We start from the raw sequence: 19851 nt of genomic DNA, 5'->3' as shown, positions 1-19851 counted from the left end.
TTAACCTTTTGATATTTCGTTTGATAATTCGTTGGTATCGTCTTCAGACCAGGGAAAATTCTTTTTTAATTGTTCACCGGCACTTAAAATGCCTTCAACAATTCCTTGTTTAAAATTACCTGATTTAAATTGTGTTACCATTTTCTCTTTGGTTGAATCCCAAAAATCAGATGCAACAACATCATTTATGCCTTTGTCCCCGCAAATAGCAAATGTTTTATCTGCTACAGCAAAGTAAAATAAAACCCCGTTTTGAAGCTGGGTTTCATTCATTTTTAATTCATAAAAAACTTCTAAAGCCCTGTCAAAAGGAACTTTAGAAGTTGTTTGTTCTATGTGTACTCTAATTTCGCCAGAAGTATTTTTTTCGGCCACGCGAATAGCTTCAACAATTTCTTGTTCTTCTTCTTTGGATAAAAAATCTTCTACTTTTGACATTGAAATTATTTTAGTCCCGATAGCTATCGGGATAGATTTCATATAATAAATTTTAGACTAAATCTTAGATTTCAGATTAACCTGAAATCGCAACCAAAATTATGGTTTAGAATTTTACTTCAACTGGTTTATCAGCACCGGCAACAGCTTCAAAATATGGTTTTTCTTTGTAATCTAAGAACCATTTGTTAGGGATAGAAAGAATATAACCGTTGTAATCTTGTACAGCTTCGTTAAAACGAGTTCTGGCTGTTAAAATTTGATTTTCTGTACTAGCCAATTCATCCTGTAATTTCAAGAAATTTTCGTTTGCTTTTAATGTTGGATATTGCTCAACAGAAACTAATAATCTTGATAAAGATGAAGATACACCACTTTGAGCCTGATTATATTGAGCTAATTGTTCAGGAGTTACATTACTTGGATCAATTGTTACAGAAGTAGCTTTTGCACGAGCTTCAATAACTGCTGTTAAAGTTGATTTTTCGAAATCAGCAGCACCTTTTACAGTGTTTACTAAGTTTCCGATAAGATCATTTCTTCTTTGGTAAGTCGTACTCACATTTCCCCATTCTTTATTAACTGCCTGATTTTTTTGTAAACCAGTATTTTTAATTCCAATTGACCAAAAAGCAATAATAGCAATTAGTACTACTATAATTCCTACCGGGATTAACCACTTTTTCATATTTGTTTTGATTTAAGTTTATTTATTTTTAATTACAATTCGTTCTTAATTTCGTTTAATTGTGTTTTTATGGTCTCTAATTTACGTATTATTTCGAATTTATCTAATGTTTTCTTTTGTCCTTCCTTCAAATGTGTTTTGGCACCTTCAAGCGTAAAACCTCTTTCTTTGACCAAATGATAGATCAATTGCAGGTTTGTAATATCTTCCGGAGTAAACATTCTGTTGCCTTTGGCATTCTTTTTAGGTTTTAAAATATCAAATTCGCTGTCCCAAAAACGTATCAATGATGCATTGACATTAAAAGCTTTGGCTACTTCGCCAATGCTATAATATCTTTTATCTTTTGAAAGCTCAATATGCATGATTTTTAATTTTCTGTTTTCATTCCAAAAATACTACTTTTTGGAGGATTAATCTAATGACTGGTTTTCCTGATTGGCCATTTGTGAAATTGCTACATATTCTACAGCCGAAATATTTCCGTAATAAAAATTCAGCGGATTTACGACTTTTCCATCCTTATGAACTTCGTAATGGCAATGCGGACCTTCAGATCTTCCGGTACTTCCCACATATCCAATAACATCGCCGCGTTTGACATGTTGTCCGGCCCGGCAGTTGTATTTGCTTAAATGAGCGTACAAACTTTCATAGCCAAAACCATGCCTTATGACAACATGATTGCCAAATCCTGACGCTGCGGCATCTGCCCGTTCTACAACCCCGTCACCAGTGGCATAAACGGGAGAACCTGTGTTGGCAGTAAAATCCATTCCGTTATGCATTTTTCTCACTTTCGTGAAAGGATCAGTTCTGTATCCAAAACCGGAAGCCATTCTTTTTAAATTCTCATTCCGAACGGGCTGAATCGCCGGAATTGCCAATAATAAATTCCCTTTTACTTTGGCTAATTTCAAAATTTCATCTAATGATTTTGACTGAATCGCCAGTTCCTTATATAATTTGTCAATTCTTTTTGTCGTATTTAAAACCAATTGCGAATTGTTATAGCCTTCTAAATCTTTATAACGCTGATTATCTCTAAATCCGGCTTTTCTGATAGAATCCGGAATTTCTGCTTTGTTAAAATATACTCTGTAAATATTATTGTCCCTATCTTCCAAAGCCTCGGTTACATCATCAATTTCATCCATTTTTTTGTTTAAAATCGCATATTGAATTTTAAGGTTCTCGATTTCCCTCGCTTGTAAACGATCTTTTGGAGTTTCAAAATAAGGAGTATTGATTAAAAGTATAAAAACAAAGAAACCAAAGAGCGCAGAAGCCACCAAAAACAGTAATGCGTAACCAATTTTGATTCTTTTTCTGGTTTTTATTTTTGTATAAGCCAGATTTTCTGAGTCGTAATAATATTTTACTTTCGCCATATTTTAAAATACCCTATTTTTGCAGCTTGTAAAATAGTTAGTCGAACAAATTTAATAAATGTTTCAGTTGTTCACAGCTTTTTTTCAAGAATAAAAATCAATTAGATAATGTGCCAATTAGATAATTAGATAATGTATTAAGTAGGAGATTTATTGTTTAACACTATAAGTTTTTTAGTTAAATTATCATATTATTAAATTGATGCGTTAAGTAATTATCTAATTGGCACATTATCAAATTGTCACATTAATAAAATATGAAATCACAAGACGTACGTAAACAATTTTTAGACTTTTTTAAAAGCAACGGACACTTAATTGTTCCTTCTGCTCCAATCGTTCTTAAGGACGATCCAACTCTTATGTTCAATAACTCGGGAATGGCCCAGTTTAAAGAATATTTTTTAGGAAACGGAACACCAAAAAGTAAAAGAATAGCCGATACGCAAAAATGTCTTCGTGTTTCAGGAAAACATAATGATCTTGAAGATGTTGGTTTTGATACGTATCACCATACGATGTTCGAAATGTTGGGGAACTGGTCATTTGGCGATTATTTCAAAAAAGAAGCTATCAACTGGGCTTGGCAATTATTGACAGAAGTATATAAAATACCAAAAGAAAATCTTTATGTTTCTGTTTTTGAAGGAAGTAAAGAAGATAATGTTCCTTTTGATCAGGAAGCCTGGGATATCTGGAAAACTTTAATTGACGAAGACCGAATTATTCTTGGAAACAAAAAAGATAATTTCTGGGAAATGGGCGATCAGGGACCATGCGGACCTTGTTCTGAAATTCACGTTGATTTGCGTCCGGATTCTGAGAAAGCTTTGGTTTCAGGAAAAAGTTTAGTAAATAATGATCATCCTCAAGTAGTTGAAATCTGGAATAATGTATTCATGGAATTCAACCGTAAAGCTGATGGATCTCTGGAAAAACTTCCTGCACAACACGTAGATACCGGAATGGGATTTGAGCGTTTGTGTATGGCTTTGCAAGGAAAAACATCAAATTATGATACTGATGTTTTTACACCACTTATCGAAAAAGTAGAACAAATTACAGGTTTAAAATACACACCAAATGATGTCACTCTGAGCGGAGTCGAAGAGAGCGAAGAACAAAATAAAACCAATATTGCGATTCGTGTTGTGGTGGATCACGTTCGTGCGGTTGCATTTGCAATTGCAGACGGACAATTACCATCAAACACCGGAGCAGGTTATGTTATTCGTAGAATTTTGCGTCGTGCAATTCGTTACGGATTTACTTTCTTAGGTACAAAAGAGCCTTTTATCAATAAATTGGTTGAAGTTTTGGCAAACCAAATGGGAGAATTTTTCCCGGAAATCAAATCACAGCAACAATTAGTTACGAATGTAATTCGTGAAGAAGAAGCTTCTTTTTTAAGAACGTTAGATCAGGGATTACAATTATTAGATAATGTAATTGCACAAACTACGGGTTCTGAACTTTCCGGAGCAAAAGCTTTTGAATTGTACGATACTTTCGGTTTCCCGAAAGATTTAACAGCTTTGATCCTGAAAGAAAAAGGAATGTCTTTTAATGAAACAGAATTTGATGCGTCAATGCAGGAACAAAAAAATCGTTCACGTGCAGCATCAGAAGTTTCAACAGAAGACTGGACTATTTTGATTCCAGGAAATGTGGAAACATTTGTTGGATACGATAAAACAGAAAATGATGTAAAGATCACAAGAATCCGTAAAGTAGATTCTAAAAAAGACGGAATTTTATACCAAATCGTTTTAGATAATACACCTTTTTATCCAGAAGGCGGAGGACAAGTTGGTGATAAAGGAACATTAGTTTCTGCAAATGAAACGATCGAAATCATTGATACTAAAAAAGAAAACAATTTGATTTTGCATTTTGCAAAACAATTGCCTGAAAATATTGAAGCCGGTTTTACAGCAAAAGTGAATAACGATTTAAGAGGTTCAACTTCTAAAAATCACTCGGCTACGCATTTAATGCATTTAGCTTTGAGAAACCTTTTGGGAACTCACGTAGAGCAAAAAGGTTCATTAGTAAATCCAAACTATTTGCGTTTTGACTTTTCGCATTTTTCTAAAGTTTCAGATGAAGAATTACGTCAGGTTGAAGCAAGTGTAAATGCACAGATTGAAGCACAATTGCAATTAGTAGAACACAGAAATATTCCGATTAAAGAAGCATTAGATAAAGGTGCAATGGCTTTATTTGGAGAGAAATACGGCGATAATGTTCGTATGATTGAATTTGGAGAAAGTAAAGAACTTTGTGGTGGAATTCACGTGAAAAACACGGCAGAAATCTGGCATTTCAAAATTATTTCTGAAGGTGCAGTAGCGGCTGGAATTCGTCGTATTGAAGCCATTACAGGTGATGCAGTAAAAGATTTCTATCAAAATCAGGAAAATACTTTAGCTGAAATAAAAGAGACCTTAAAAAATCCACAGGATATTTTAAAATCAGTAGCTTCTTTACAGGATGATAATGCAAAATTGAAGAAACAAATCGAGCAATTACTAAAAGAAAAAGTTGGTGCTTTAAAAACTCAATTAGAGAAAGATTTCCAAGAAGTAAACGGCGTAAATTTCCTTGCAAAACAAGTAGATTTAAGCATGGCATCGACTAAAGATTTAGCCTCTGCTTTAGGAAGTTCAAAAGCGGATTCATTTGTGTTTTTAGCTTCAATAGAAGATGGATTGCCAAATATTCACTGTTATATCTCTAAAGAATTAGTATCAGCTAAAAGCTTAAATGCAAATGCAGTTATTAAGGAATTAGGAAAATATATTGACGGAAATGGAGGAGGTCAGCCTTTCTTCGCATCCGGAAAAGGTAAAAATGCTAATGGAATTGCGGAGGCTTTGGGGCACGCAATAGAGTTTGTGAAATAAAGTTGCTAAGAATCTAAGTTGCTAAGGTTCTAAGTTTTTATACGTTAAAAAATAAACCCGATAGTTTTTTTAAACTATCGGGTTTTCTATTTATACTATTGTATTTCCTCATTTTATGTCATTTCGACGAAGGAGACCCGAGCGATAGCGAACAGAAGAAATAAACCTCCGTAAGTAACTCAGTAACGAGAATAAAATCCTTGTCGAGTTTCTCGCGAGGATTTCTCCTTCGTCGAAATGACAAATAGTACGCTTAATCTCAGGAAAGCTAAAAAAACTTAGCAGCTTAGAACCTTAGCATCTTAGGAACTTAAACTTATTTACGTTCTCCAATTTGCTGACGCCACATAGCGTAATACAAACCTTTCTCTGTTATCAAATCCTCATGTTTACCGGATTCAATAATTTTGCCTTGTTCTAAAACGAATATTTTATCGGCATGCATTACGGTCGATAATCGGTGAGCGATTAAAACCGTAATTCTGTTTTTATCTGATATATTTCTGATTGTTGTATTAATTTCTTCTTCGGTAATCGAATCTAAAGCCGAAGTAGCTTCATCAAAAATCAATAAATTTGGATTTCTTAAAATAGCGCGGGCGATTGATAAACGTTGTTTTTCACCACCTGAAACTTTAATTCCACCTTCACCAATTGTAGTGTTTAATCCATCTTCGGCACGTTGTAATAATTTTTCACAGCTTGCACGTTTCAAAGCGTCATATAAATCCTCATCAGTTGCATTTGGTCTTACGAACAATAAATTTTCGCGGATTGTTCCTGAAAATAATTGAGCGTCTTGCGTTACAAATCCCAATTGTTTTCTTAAATCTAATAGATCAATTTCAGTTGAATCGATCTCATTATACAGCACCTGACCTTCTGCAGGTGTATATAATCCGACTAATAATTTTACTAAAGTCGTTTTTCCGGAACCTGACGGACCAACAAAAGCTACGGTTTCTCCTTGCTTAATTTCAAAATTAATATTTTCTACCGCTTTAAATTTGGCAGTTTTATGTTTAAAACTTACATCAGAAAAAAGTAAGGACTGAATTGCACCAACATGCTTTGGATTTTTAGGACGAAATTCTTTTGGAGCACTTAATAAGGTTTTAAAATTTTCCATTGAAACCTTCGTTTCATTCAAAGCAATGATAAAATTTCCTAATTCCTGTAAAGGACCAAAAATGAAAAAAGTAAAGAATACCATTGTCAATAAATCACCAACAATAATTTTTTGTCCAAACAAGAAATAATACAAAGTAAAAACAACACAAGTTCTTAAAAAGTGAACCGTTGTTCCCTGAATAAAGCTCAAACTTCTTATAAAACGGATTTTCTCCAGTTCAAGCTGCAGAATTTTAAATGTATTTAAGTTCAGACGTTTTTCTTCCTGATACGTTAATCCAAGACTTTTTACAAGTTCGATGTTTCGTAAACTTTCGGTCGTAGAACCAGCCAAAGCATTGGTTTGATTGACAATTTTTTTAGAAACAATTTTGATTTTTTTACCCAAATACGAACTGATTAAAGCAATAATTGGCGCCGTAATTAAAAAGATAATCGAAATGCGATAATCGATTCTGGCAACATATACAATAACAAATATGAACCCGATAATGGTTTGAAAAATTAAAGAAATTGAAAGCGTAATTAATTTTTCAGAATCAGAACGTACTTTTGTTAGTTTGCTTAAGGTTTCTCCGCTTCGCTGATCTTCAAATTCAGCATAAGGCAAATCGAGCGATTTTTTAATTCCATCAGTATACATTTGAGCACCAGTGCGCTGAATCACAACATTGGTAAAATAATCCTGAAAGTTTTTGGTAATTCTCGAAATCATGGCAGCGCCAAGTGAAAGTCCGAGCCAGAAAGATAAAGATTTTATAAACCCGATTTCGTTTCCTGCGTATTTGTGTAAACCAACACCGCAATCCTGCATTAATTTACCGGTAATAACAGAGTCTGATAAGCTGAAACAGATGTTTATGGTAGCCATAATCAAAGCAAAAAACAGAAGCATTTTATGTTTGATTATATAAGAATATAATAATTTCATAGGTGAGTTTGAATTTAGAGATGCAAAAGTAGTGAATAGTTTGGCTTTGTGAAGTTGGTTTTTGTTATTAAAAATGTAAATTTTTTTATGACTGAATTTTAGTGTAGTTTTTTAAATCCAGAATGTTTTAATTTTTTACAAAACATTTTTTTTAGCACCGCAGTAATAAAAAAAAGTAAGAAAAAAGTTAGTCAATTATAACTTATTTTACATTTAAGTTAATTTTTTTACTAAGGTAATTATTTAACTATTTTATTTACTGTAAGTGTGTTAAGAAGTTTTTTAGATGATGCTGTTTATTTCATTGTGGAATCCCGTAAGGTTTTGATTTTGGGCTGTAATACGTTTGTGCCAATAACAAATTTAACAAAACAAAATGAAAAAAATTTTATGCCTTTTTAGTGCTTTAGCTTTAATGCTAACTTCTTGTTCAAGTGATGATTCTTCATCAGAAGCAGCATCTGGAACTTTATTACCGAAAAAAATTGTTGAAACAAGTGTTGAAAACGGAAAATCCGGAAGTATTACTTATACGATCACTTACGATGGAAATAAGTTAAAAGAAATTTCACTTTCTGATGCTTCAAGATCTGTGTATACTTATACAGGAGATCTTATTACTAAAGTAGAGTTGTATTATTCAAGTGTTTTGCAATCTACAGATGTTTATGCATATGAGAACGGAAAACTAATGTCAAAAATTACTACTAGAGCTTTTGGCAGTACTCCTCCACAAAAATTGACTTTTGTTTATAATGCAAACGGAACAGTTAACGCAAATCAATCTGAAATAATCGATAAAGTAGAGGTTAAATACGATACTACAACTCTTTATACTTTAGCTAATGGTAATATGATATCTTCGGAATTTATCGATTCAGAAAGAGAAAAAATAACAAGTACATTTGATGATAAGAAAAGTCCATTTGTTAATGTAACAGGAGCGAAACTTTTATTGGATTTGGATAATAATTTTGATTTTTATTCAGCGAATAATACAGTGAAAAATGTTACTGAAACTTTTAATAGCGAAGGAAAACTGACTCAGACAGCTACGGTAACGACTACAAATAAGTACAATGCAAGTGGTTTTGTTTCTGAGGTATTTTCTGGAGATGCTCAGGATTCTTATAAATTAGAGATAACTTATTAATTATAATCCTCATTAATTTAAAATCCCCAATTATCAATAAATATTGATTTTGGGGATTTTTTTATTGATAAATTTGTTTTAATCCGAAGTTCTTTACGGTTTTCCTGTTTTAGAAGTCCATTTTATTTCTCCGTTATATAATAATACCAAATTTCCATCATCTTGTAACTGTAATATGGCTCCGGGAAATTCAGCAGTATTGCTGCTCCAAATGATACTTTGAGGCAGAGAAAAATCTGTAGTTCTTGCTTTAATTACAATGTTTCCGTTAGATTCTAAATAACAAGATGCATCCTGATAAATGGATTTTCCGGCATTCCAAATTTTTTGATTCGTCGTTTGATCGCGTATAAATAAATAGCCAAAAGTAAATTCTAACGAATATCTGCCATTAGGAGATCTGGTTTGTGTCCAGGAAATTTTATCGATTCTTTCTCCGGATTCTACAGTTGAAATTATAGGAAACGGATACCATTTGTTGATATATGTTTTATCAGTAATTGATAAATCATTCATTTCGACAACACGAACTCCATCATTTGTAAGCGCAGGATCTATGTAATAATGCATGATCGAAAGTTTGTCATATTCGCTGTAATTTGTTTGGTCAGCGCTGTATTTATCAATTACAAACTGATCCGTTTCTTCTTTCGTAAAACCCATCAGATCACTGTAATATTGGTATACTTTAGGTAAATTCCAGGATATGGTCGACGCAGGACTTAATTGTTCGTGTATTAATCCTAATGCATGTCCAAATTCATGTAATATATCTCTTTTTACCGTTTCCTCATTTTCTACTTTGATCCATCCAAAATGCATCGAAGGTTCGTTTTGGTAATTAGAAGTCGCGCTTGTAGAATTCATTCCTAAAACCGACCAGCTGCCGGAATTATTTTTATATCTGAAACCAATTCGGATATCAGCGTATTCAGTCGCAGCAACATATTGAAATTTTAAATTGGCATATTTAGTCCATTCGCTTGCATATTGTTTTACTTTTTCCTGAACAGTAGTATCTCCGTTTAAGAATTTAATTTTAATGATCTGACCTGTTTTCCATCTGGGCCAATTTATAATTGCAGCATTTGATTTTGATGTAATAGGATTGTGCACATTTAATACATCAAAAGTGCACATCTGAATTTCGTTATTTACAGAAGAGATTGGATTGCTTTCGTCAATGTTTTGATCACAAGACGAAAGAATCAAAATTAAACCAGCAATTAGGAGTTTGAGCTTTTTCATGATCATCATCTGATAAAGATTGTTTTCAGTCTAAAAAAGTATTTTTTAAACACAATCCTTAATTTGGCTTATAGTGTTATATTTTAGGCTTATTGGGTCAGTTAATTTTGGCTAAAATATTTCTTTTTGTTTTATAGCTTCTTTTTCGGAAGTAAAATATCGTGAAAAAGAAATTATTTTATTTCTGAAACCGCTTTTTTATTGAGTACAACGTATTGATATAATGGAGTTTGTTTTAAAACTAAAAATTCAGCTTTATTCAAAATCAAGAAAATTTATTAATCAGGAATATCCTTGTAAAATATAATTGTGATGTAAAAAGGGAATTTTAAAAAGTCAAATACTTTAATATTTTGGCTTTTTTGTTTGTAAAAAATGGTTGAAATTTGTTTAAAACTAGAAACCATGCAATTCAGAACTCAAATTCCGCTTTCTAAAACCCATAATCCAATTGATTATAATTCGAAAGTCATCTCTTTTGGATCTTGTTTTGCTGAAAATATGGCAGAGAAATTCGATTATTTTAAGTTTCAGAATACAACAAATCCATTTGGAATTATATTCAATCCGGTTTCAATTGAGAAAATAATCAGAAGAGTTGTTCAGCAGGAATTATTTACAGAAAAAGATGTTTTCTTTTATAACGAACGATGGCATAGTTACGAAGTTCATTCCGATTTAAGCAATTCAGACAGACAGGAATTATTAGAAACTTTGAATAAAGCTATCTCAGAAACATTCAATCAATTAAAAGAAGCTTCGCATATTATTATCACCTACGGAACATCGTGGATTTATAGAAATATCGAAAGTGACGAAATCGTCGCCAATTGCCATAAAGTTCCGCAAAAGCAATTTTTAAAAGAATTATTACCAGTTACAATAATTCAGGAAAGCATTCAAAATACAATTGATTTTATTCAGACATTAAACCCAAATCTAAATTTCATTTTTACGATTTCTCCGGTAAGGCATATAAAAGATGGTTTTGCCGAAAATCAATTAAGTAAATCGCATTTATTTTCGGCACTTCATCCTAATCTAAAATCTAAGCTCCACAATCTACAATTAGAATATTTTCCGTCATACGAAATCATGATGGATGAACTTCGCGATTATCGTTTTTATTCTGAAGATATGCTGCATCCCAATCAGGTTGCAATCGATTATATCTGGAATAGGTTCAGTGAAAATTATATTTCTGAAAACAGTATTGCTACAATGGAAGAAATCGCAGAAATACAAAAAAGCCTGCGTCACAGAAGTTTCAATCCGGACTCTGAACAACATCAGAAGTTCTTGGCCAGACTTCAGCAAAAAATAAAAACTGTAGAAGAAAAATGGCCGCATATTATTTTTTAATAAATTAAGAAGGCAATCTTTTGAATATTTAAAAGTTTAAACAAATAATTTGGAGATTTCCGCTTTTTTATAAAAAAACGGACAAATTCTTTATGTTTTTTCACATTTTTTTATTTCTTTGTAATATATACCACTAAAAATATGAAGAAATTAATCTGTTTGTTTAGCATTTTGTTGTTCTTTATTTCCTGTTCAAATGATGCCGATCCAATTATTGTAGACAATACATTGCCTACTAAACAAACTATTTCGAGTGAATTGGATAATCCGGTTACTTACGACTTTAATTTAAATGGAAATAAAATTGTAAGTCAAACAACTAATGATTTTATAGTAAAGTACACATACACAGGAGATTTAATCACAAAAAGTGAAGGTTTTGAAAATCAAAAACTTAATTTGATTCAGGAATATTTTTACACCGAAGGAAAACTAACAACTTATCTAAGAAAATTAAATGGACGCGACTATTATGATAAATACCAATATACGTATCATTCAGATGGAACTGTGTCATTTGTAATAAGCAAGGTTATCACTTCAACCGGCGCAGAAGAAATTACTTCGGCAGTTAATGTTTTTACATTAAAAGATGGCAATATAATAAAATATGAACGAGTAGGACAAAGTGGAGAAGCATCCACAACTACTTACGAATATGATAATAAAAGCAATCCATTCAAAAATATTATTGGATATAATAAGTTGCTTTCAGAAGAGCCACAAGCAAGTACGTCTTTAAATAATGTAATTAGTTATACTTATAAATCATCTGAAATTACTTATACAAATAAGATTACCTATGTTTATAATACAAATGATTTTCCAACTTTAATAAAATATTATTATGGTGAATCTCTTGCTTTTACATTTGGTTATTCTTATTAAATAAAAATCTTCTCAAAAGTAAAATTTATAAAAATTACAAAGCCAAATACTAAAATATTTGGCTTTTTTTTGTGCTTTCGATCCTTCGCAACAATCCGAAAAAAGTAAGAAAAGAATTATTTGTCCGTAAAATTTTAGAATAATTGCGTGTAATTATGTAAATTGTTAAGATTTAAAATTTAGATTTTTGTAAACTGTAGCAATACAGTTTTAATAATAACGCTACATTAATTTAAACGTGTTTTATTGACGTATGAATAAAAAAACAATTCATTTTCTTAAAAAAACACTTCGTGTACTACTTTGGTGCGTGGGTACTGTTGTTGCACTTTTATTACTTCTTATTATATTAATTCAGGTTCCGTCGATTCAGAATTTTGCCAAGGATAAAGCCGTAACTTATCTTCATAATAAAATAAAAACCAAAGTTTCGTTAGATCATATTTCGATCAAATTTCCTAAAGATGTAGTTCTGGAAGGTTTCTATTTTGAAGATCAAAAAAAAGATATTCTTTTGGCAGGTAAACGTTTAGTCGTTGATGTCGATTTATTTAAACTTGTAAGCAGCGAACTCGAAATCAATTCGGTTTCATTAGAAAAAACTACTGCCAATATTTCAAGAAACAAAAATGGTGTTTTTAATTTCGATTATATCATAAAAGCATTCGAATCAAAAGAACCAAAAGTAGAAGATCCTGATGCTAAACCTTTCAAAATATCAGTTGTAAAGGTAAACCTGGATCATATCAATTTTAATTTTAAAGATGATTTCGCCAAGAATGACGTAAAAGTAAAATTGACACATTTTGACACGAAATTCAACAAATTCGAATTGGATAAAATGAATTTTGATATTCCGGATATTAATCTGAACGGATTAAAATTGGTTTTAGATCAGGATGCTGTAGAAAAAATTGCCGAAGTTTCTGTTGAAACGGTTGACACCATTTCGAAAAGAAAAGATTTCAAATTAAAATTAGATAAAATCAGTTTGTCTAAAATTGATGTTTCTTACGATAATAAAGATTCAAAATTAGATTCTGGCATTAAGCTGGGAAATTTAGATTTAACAGTTAACGAAATTGATTTAAACAAACAGCTTTTAGATTTTGATTCTTTCGAATTAAAAAACTTAAAAGGAAATCTTCGATTAGGCGCAAAAGACAAACAGATCAAAGCGCCAAGTTTAGATTCAACTTCCATCAAACAAACCGGTTGGAAAGTAAAACTGAATGATGTCGACATACAAAATATTGTTTTCAAATTTGATGATATGCAATCAAAACCAACTCAAAAAGGAATTGATTACAGCCATTTAGATTTGAGTAAATTTAATCTGAAAGCAGAAAAACTGTCTTATGGAAACGGTGTAATTTCGGGAAATATAAAATCGCTTGCCGCAACTGAAAAAAGAGGTTTAGAGATTCAGTCTTTAAAAACCAATTTCTTTTACGGACCTAAAAATGCGTCACTGGAAAATTTATATGTTAGAACGCCGCAAACGCTTTTGCAGAATAAAATCAAAATAAAATATGCTTCGCTTAATGCCTTAAAAAAAGATTTAGGAAACCTGAGTTTAGATGCGAATTTAAATCAGTCCAAAATTGGATTTAAAGACATTCTGCTTTTTGCACCGGATTTACAAAAAACTAATCCCTTCAAAAGCAATCCAAATGCTATTTTATATTTGAATACGCGCTTAAGCGGAAAAATAAAAGACCTGAATATTCCGCAATTCGAAATGAGCGGAATTGGAACGACAAAAGTTTCCCTTTCGGGGAAAATTACCGGTTTGCCAAATGCCCAAAAAGCGTATTATGATTTAAATATCAAGAAATTATCGAGCACTTCTAAAGATATATATTCTTTTGTGCCGGCCGGAACAATTCCGAAAAATATCCAACTGCCTTCTCAATTGAATTTACAGGGAAAATTTAAAGGTTCGGTTCAGAATTTCAAAACAAATCTGGCTTTAAACAGCAGTTTCGGAAATGCAAAAATCGATGCTTTATTTGATCAGCGCGTCAAAAAAAGAGAGAAATATGATGCAACTGTTTATTTATTGGATTTTAATTTAGGAAAATTAATCAAAAACGATTCAATTGGAAAAATTACGCTTAAAGCGAAAGTAAAAGGCAAAGGTTTAGACCCAAAAACGGCGCAGGCACAATTTGACGGATTGGTTCAAAAAGCGGTTTTCAATAAATATACCTACAGAGATTTAGCTTTAAAAGGAAATATCGAAAACGGATCTTTTGCAGTAAAATCTGGAATGAAAGACCCGAATCTGCATTTTGATTTGGTTGCAAGCGGAAACACAAAAGATAAATATCCGTCAGTTCAATTAAAATTAAACCTGGATATTGCCGATTTAGAAAAACTGAATCTTCATGCCGGACCAATGAAATTGCGCGGAAATATTGATGCCGATATTGCCAATAGTAATCCTGATTTTCTAAACGGAAAAGTGTTTCTTTCGAATATTCAGATTTTGCAGGAAGCGGAGCCAATTGTTTTAGATTCGGTTCGTGTAATTGCTTTCGCCGACAATAATCGAAATAATATCAAAATATCATCTCAGTTTTTAAAAGCGGAAGTAGACGGAAAATACAAATTAACCACATTAGCTGCGGCAGTAAAAAAATCACTTTCAAAATATATTGATTTAAAAACGCCAAAAGCAAACGGAGAATCTGATGAACAACGATTAGCTTTTACATTAACAGTTGATAATGATCCGATTCTGTTTAAACTTATTCCGAAACTGACAGGTTTAGAACCGCTGAAAATCACAGGGAAATACAATAACGTAACCGATTCTTTAGAAATAAAAGGAACGATTCCGAGAATTGTTTACGCTGATAATACAATTGCCGACGGAAAAATAAATATCGAAGCCAAAGAAAATGCATTGGAATATCAAATTTCTGTAGCGACAATTGAAAGCGGATCTTTAAAAATCCCGTTCACCAGTTTATCCGGAAAAGTAGAGAATAATATTTTGGATTATGCACTTGAAGTAAAAGATGCAAAAGACAAACAGCAATATTTTATCGCAGGAGAATTTAAATCAGAAGATTCTAAAAATATTTTTAAAATCGATGCAGAAAACTTTGTTCTGAATTATGATAAATGGAATGTAAATCCTGAAAATTCGATTGAATTTGGAGGAAAAAGACTTTATATCAATAAGTTCTTTTTGGACAATGCAGGAAACGAACTTAAAATTCAATCACAAGGAAATCAGGATAATGCGCCATTGCAGATTGATTTTGTAAACTTTAAAATTGAGACGGTCATGAATATCGTCAAGAAAGATAAATTGTTGATGCAAGGTTTAATAAACGGAAATGCATTGGTCGAAAATGTGATGACAAAACCCACTTTTACATCCGATATAAAAATAGATCAATTTGCTTTTAAAGGAGAACCTGTTGGGGATATTGCCATAAAAGTAGATAATAAAACCAATAATCTATTAGCGGCAAATGTTACGCTTAGCGGAGAAGGAAATGATGTAAACCTAACGGGGAATTATAGTATTAGTGACGGAAACCTGGACTTTAATCTGGATTTGAATAAGCTAAATATCAAAAGTATCCAGGGTTTCAGCATGGATAATATTACGGAAGGAACAGGATATTTAGCAGGGAATTTCAAAATTACAGGAAATGCAAGTGCGCCAAAAGTCAACGGAGAATTAAATTTTAATGATGCCGGTTTCAGGGTAACAAAATTTAACTCCTATTTTAAAACTGCCAATGAAAAAATCACGCTTCAAAACGACGTAATTACTTTTGACAGTTTTACTTTTCATGATGAGGATGAGAATGAATTAACGATAAACGGTACTATTAAATCTGCGGATTATACCAATTTTGATTTTGGCTTAACCGTTGTTGCCGATGATTTTAGAGCGATACATTCAAAAGAAAAAGACAACGATTTGTTCTATGGAGATTTAATTTTAGATACCAAATTAAATATAAAAGGAACACTTGAAAATCCTGTTGTAAGCGGAAATATCAAGATAAAAGACAATACGAAATTCACCGTTGTTTTGCCACAATCAGATCCTTCAATTGCTGACAGAGAAGGAATTGTAGAATTTGTAGACGAAGATAATCTGTATTTGAAACAAACTGCTGCAATGCAGGAAAAACTGAATCAGTCGCCATTAATCGGTATGGATGTCAGCGTTGCAATTTCTATAGACAAAGAAGCAGAATTAACGCTTGTTATCGATAAAGGAAATGGAGATTACCTAAATCTAAAAGGCGAAGCAGAACTTACCGGAGGAATTGATCCATCAGGAAAAACAACTTTAACGGGTAAATATGAATTCTCAGAAGGAGCATATGAAATGAATTTCAACATGATCCGAAGAAAATTTGATATTCAAAAAGGAAGTTATATTATCTGGAACGGTGAGCCAACAATGGCAAATTTAGGGATTACGGCCATTTATAAAGTAGAAGCCGCACCAATTGATTTATTAGGCAACCAGTTGCCAACAGACAATCCTACGGTTAGAAATACGTATAAACAAAAAATTCCGTTTCAGACGTTATTAAAAATGAATGGGGAACTTTTAAAGCCTGAAATCACTTTTGATATTGTACTTCCGGACGGAAATTATGATGTTTCGACAGATGTAGTTTCACTTACACAAACAAAATTACAACAACTGCGCCAGGAACCGGCGGAGCTGAATAAACAAGTTTTTGCCCTTTTATTATTGAATAGATTTATTGGCGAAAATCCGTTTGCAAGCGAAAGTGGCGGAACAAGCGCCGAATCTTTGGCCAGACAAAGTGTGAGCAAAATATTATCACAGCAATTAAATGATCTTGCAGGAGAACTAATTACCGGAGTTCAGTTAGAATTTGATCTTGAATCGACAGATGATTATACGACCGGAACGAGAGAAAACAGAACCGATTTGAATGTTGGTGTTTCTAAGAAACTTTTAGACGACAGATTAAAAGTTACCGTAGGAAGCAGTTTTGCAGTCGAAGGCCAGGAACGTGCAAACGAAGAAAGTACTAATATTGCAGGCGATGTTGCATTAGATTATCAATTAACGAAAGACGGCCGTTATATGGTTCGTGCGTATCGAAAAAATGAATATCAGGTTGCGGTAGAAGGGCAAGTGGTAGAAACCGGAGTTGCCTTTATTATCACGATGAGTTATAATAAATTCCGCGAGCTTTTTCATCGTACTGCGGCAGAAAAAGAAATAATTAAGGAAGAAAGAGCGCGTAAGGAAAAGAAAAAACTCAAAGAAAAAGAAGAGAAGAAAGAAAAAGAAGAAAACGAAGAAAATCAAATTGAAGGAAATGAGCAAAAAAACATAGCAATATGAAAAAGGAATATATCAGATATTTTATTGCGCTGTCCTTATTTTTTGTTTTTGGATGCAGTAATACAAAATATTTGCCAGAAGGAGAATTATTGTACACGGGCGGTTCTGTAACCGTAAAAGATTCTATCATTAAAAAGAAAGAAAGAAAAGAACTGGAAAAAGAACTGGAAGGATTGTTACGCCCTAAACCAAACCAGCAAATTTTAGGATTACGTCCTAAATTATGGATTTATAATATTGCCGGACAGCCTAAAAAAGAAAAAGGAATCAGATATTGGTTAAGAACAAAAGTGGGTGAACCGCCAGTCCTTTTTAGTAAAGTTGACCTGGATTATAACGCTTCGGTTTTAAGAAATTTTACAGAAAATCGCGGTTATTTTAAAACTCGTGTCAGTGCAGATTCGACCGCTAAAAATAAAAGAGCAACAGCAGAATATACTGTTGTTCCTAAAAAGCAATACATTATTAAAAGCGTGACTTTTCCGGATGATTCATTAGCAATGTCAAGAATTATTGGAAGGTCAAGCCGAAGAAGTTTGCTCAAAATAGGAAAACCGTATGATTTAGACGTTATAAAAGCCGAACGTGAACGTATAGACGCGAGACTTAAAGAAAAAGGATATTATTATTTTAATCCGGATTATATTTTAGCGCAGGTAGACAGCAGCAAAGGCGATCACGAAGTAAAAGTGAAACTGGTAATTAAGGCTGATACACCGCCAAAAGCCCTTACGGCATATAAAATAAATAAAATTGTTGTATATCCGAATTTCACTATTTCAAAAGACAGCGTAAAATATACCGATAAAGATGTAGTTCAATACAAAGATTTTACGATTATTGATACGGCGAATACATTTAAACCAAGAATTTTTGATCGTACAATTTACTTTAAAAAAGGTGATTTATACAACAGGAAAGATCATAATCTGACTTTGAATCGTTTTGTGAATCTGGGCGTTTTTAGCTTTGTAAAAAATGAATTTAAACCTTCGGATAGTTTAAAAAACACATTGGATTCTTATTATTATCTAACGCTTTTGCCGAAGAAGTTTATTCGTGTTGAAGTCTTGGGAAAAACCAATTCAGCCAGTTATACCGGAACAGAAGTAAATGTAAACTGGAACAATAGAAACTTATTCCGTGGAGCCGAATTGCTGACCGTTTCTGTTTTTGGTGGAGCCGATTTTCAGCTTTCAGGAGCCAATAATGGAAAAAATATCTATAAATTAGGTACAGAAACCAGTTTAACGTGGCCAAGATTTATCGTTCCGTTTTTTCATATCGAAGGATCAAGCGAATATGTTCCCAGAACAAAAGCCACTTTACGATATGAATTTCAAAACAGAACACAATTGTATGCTTTAAATTCGTTTCAAACTTCTTTTGGTTATTTATGGAAAGAAAATATTCGAAAAGAGCATCAATTGAACATAATTGATGTTACATATGTGAGTCCAAATAACGTAACGGCAGAGTATCGAGAGGATATTCAACAAGATGCATCTTTAGGAAAAATAATCGAAAAACAATTAATTTTTGGTCCAACATATTCGTATACCTATACAAATACGATGCAAAAGCGTAAAAAGAATACCTTCTATTTTAATGGTGAAGTAGATCTGGCCGGAAATATAACAGGTTTGGTTACAGGTGCAAATGCCAGAAAAAATGATACAATAAAAATATTTGATGTTCCGTTTAGTCAATATGTGAAACTAAAAGGAGATTTCAGACATTATCTAAAACTCGGAAAAGAAAGCGAATTAGCAAGCAGAATTATTGTGGGAGCTGGTCTTCCTTATGGCAATTCAGGTGCTTTGCCTACATCAAAACAATTTGTGGTAGGAGGAACCAATAGTATCCGTGCTTTCAGGGCGAGATCGCTAGGACCGGGAAGTTACCTCAATACACAGACAGCAAACAATTATTTACCCGATCAATCCGGAGATTTAAAATTAGAATTTAATACAGAATACAGGGCGAAACTTTTTAGTATTGTGCGTGGTGCATTATTTGTCGATGCAGGAAATGTTTGGCTTTTAAACGCTGATCCTAATAAACCAGGAGGAGAAATTAGCAAAGATTTCATGAAAGATATCGCCGTTGGAGCAGGAGCCGGATTGCGTTTTGATTTATCGTTCCTGGTTTTAAGAACCGATTTAGCTTTCCCGCTAAGAAAACCCTATTTGCCTGAAGGTGAAAGATGGGTAATCAAAGATATTGATTTTGGAAGCGGACCATGGAGAAAAGATAACCTGATTCTGAATATAGCAATTGGATATCCATTTTAAATTTTTTACTACGATTTTTTTCGCCAAGAATTTCACGAATTTACACTAATGTTGGA

The 19851-nt window shown here is 32.6% G+C and carries 12 protein-coding genes; 6 read left to right on the top strand and 6 right to left on the bottom strand.

The features are described from left to right. The 4 genes from ACZ0AH_RS18680 to ACZ0AH_RS18665 all read right to left on the bottom strand — a co-directional run bounded on the left by ACZ0AH_RS18680 (position 1) and on the right by ACZ0AH_RS18665 (position 2517). Entirely contained in the window at positions 1–438 is a 438-nt protein-coding gene (locus ACZ0AH_RS18680) for a TPM domain-containing protein (protein WP_463477281.1), read from the bottom strand. A gap of 106 nt (positions 439–544) precedes the next feature. Continuing rightward, positions 545–1126, bottom strand: a complete 582-nt coding sequence (locus ACZ0AH_RS18675; RefSeq protein ID WP_463477280.1) for a LemA family protein — start codon at positions 1124–1126, stop codon at positions 545–547. Between the two features lie 32 nt (positions 1127–1158). Next, positions 1159–1491: a MerR family transcriptional regulator gene (locus ACZ0AH_RS18670; protein WP_026985753.1), complete on the bottom strand. Its 333-nt coding sequence runs from the start codon at positions 1489–1491 to the stop codon at positions 1159–1161. Between the two features lie 48 nt (positions 1492–1539). Next, on the bottom strand, positions 1540–2517 hold the full coding sequence (locus tag ACZ0AH_RS18665) for a peptidoglycan DD-metalloendopeptidase family protein (RefSeq protein WP_463477279.1): 978 nt from the start codon (positions 2515–2517) through the stop codon (positions 1540–1542). A 257-nt stretch (positions 2518–2774) separates the two neighbouring features. Here ACZ0AH_RS18665 and alaS point away from each other — a divergent pair, with 257 nt between their 5' ends. Further along, positions 2775–5423 carry an alanine--tRNA ligase gene (gene alaS / locus ACZ0AH_RS18660; RefSeq protein ID WP_463477278.1) on the top strand — a complete coding sequence of 883 codons (2649 nt, stop codon included), beginning with the start codon at positions 2775–2777 and terminating at the stop codon, positions 5421–5423. A gap of 316 nt (positions 5424–5739) precedes the next feature. Here the strand turns inward: alaS and ACZ0AH_RS18655 are convergent, their stop codons facing one another. After that, complete coding sequence (locus ACZ0AH_RS18655) at positions 5740–7485, bottom strand: ABC transporter ATP-binding protein (protein ID WP_463477277.1); 1746 nt, start codon at positions 7483–7485, stop codon at positions 5740–5742. 376 nt (positions 7486–7861) lie between these two features. Here ACZ0AH_RS18655 and ACZ0AH_RS18650 point away from each other — a divergent pair, with 376 nt between their 5' ends. Further along, on the top strand, positions 7862–8638 hold the full coding sequence (locus ACZ0AH_RS18650) for a hypothetical protein (protein WP_463477276.1): 777 nt from the start codon (positions 7862–7864) through the stop codon (positions 8636–8638). Between the two features lie 93 nt (positions 8639–8731). Here ACZ0AH_RS18650 and ACZ0AH_RS18645 read toward each other — a convergent pair whose 3' ends face one another. After that, the gene (locus ACZ0AH_RS18645; RefSeq protein ID WP_463477275.1) at positions 8732–9886 is read right to left on the bottom strand and encodes a matrixin family metalloprotease; all 1155 of its coding nucleotides are present in this window, start codon (positions 9884–9886) and stop codon (positions 8732–8734) included. A gap of 405 nt (positions 9887–10291) precedes the next feature. Here ACZ0AH_RS18645 and ACZ0AH_RS18640 point away from each other — a divergent pair, with 405 nt between their 5' ends. The 4 genes from ACZ0AH_RS18640 to tamL all read left to right on the top strand — a co-directional run bounded on the left by ACZ0AH_RS18640 (position 10292) and on the right by tamL (position 19795). Continuing rightward, a complete protein-coding gene (locus ACZ0AH_RS18640) occupies positions 10292–11248 on the top strand; it encodes a GSCFA domain-containing protein (RefSeq protein ID WP_463477274.1) in 957 nt (318 codons plus the stop codon). Positions 11249–11389: 141 nt separating this feature from the next. Further along, positions 11390–12136 carry a hypothetical protein gene (locus ACZ0AH_RS18635; protein WP_463477273.1) on the top strand — a complete coding sequence of 249 codons (747 nt, stop codon included), beginning with the start codon at positions 11390–11392 and terminating at the stop codon, positions 12134–12136. A 253-nt stretch (positions 12137–12389) separates the two neighbouring features. Next, entirely contained in the window at positions 12390–17501 is a 5112-nt protein-coding gene (locus ACZ0AH_RS18630; RefSeq protein ID WP_463477272.1) for a translocation/assembly module TamB domain-containing protein, read from the top strand. After that, positions 17498–19795 carry a translocation and assembly module lipoprotein TamL gene (gene tamL / locus ACZ0AH_RS18625; protein WP_463477271.1) on the top strand — a complete coding sequence of 766 codons (2298 nt, stop codon included), beginning with the start codon at positions 17498–17500 and terminating at the stop codon, positions 19793–19795. The genes ACZ0AH_RS18630 and tamL overlap by 4 nt, the downstream gene beginning before the upstream one ends. Positions 19796–19851 lie beyond the last annotated feature (56 nt).

The sequence above is a fragment of the Flavobacterium sp. AC105 genome, assembly GCF_979258495.1.
Note: the sequence above shows the minus strand (reverse complement) of the source record. Positions and strands in the feature narration are given on the sequence as shown.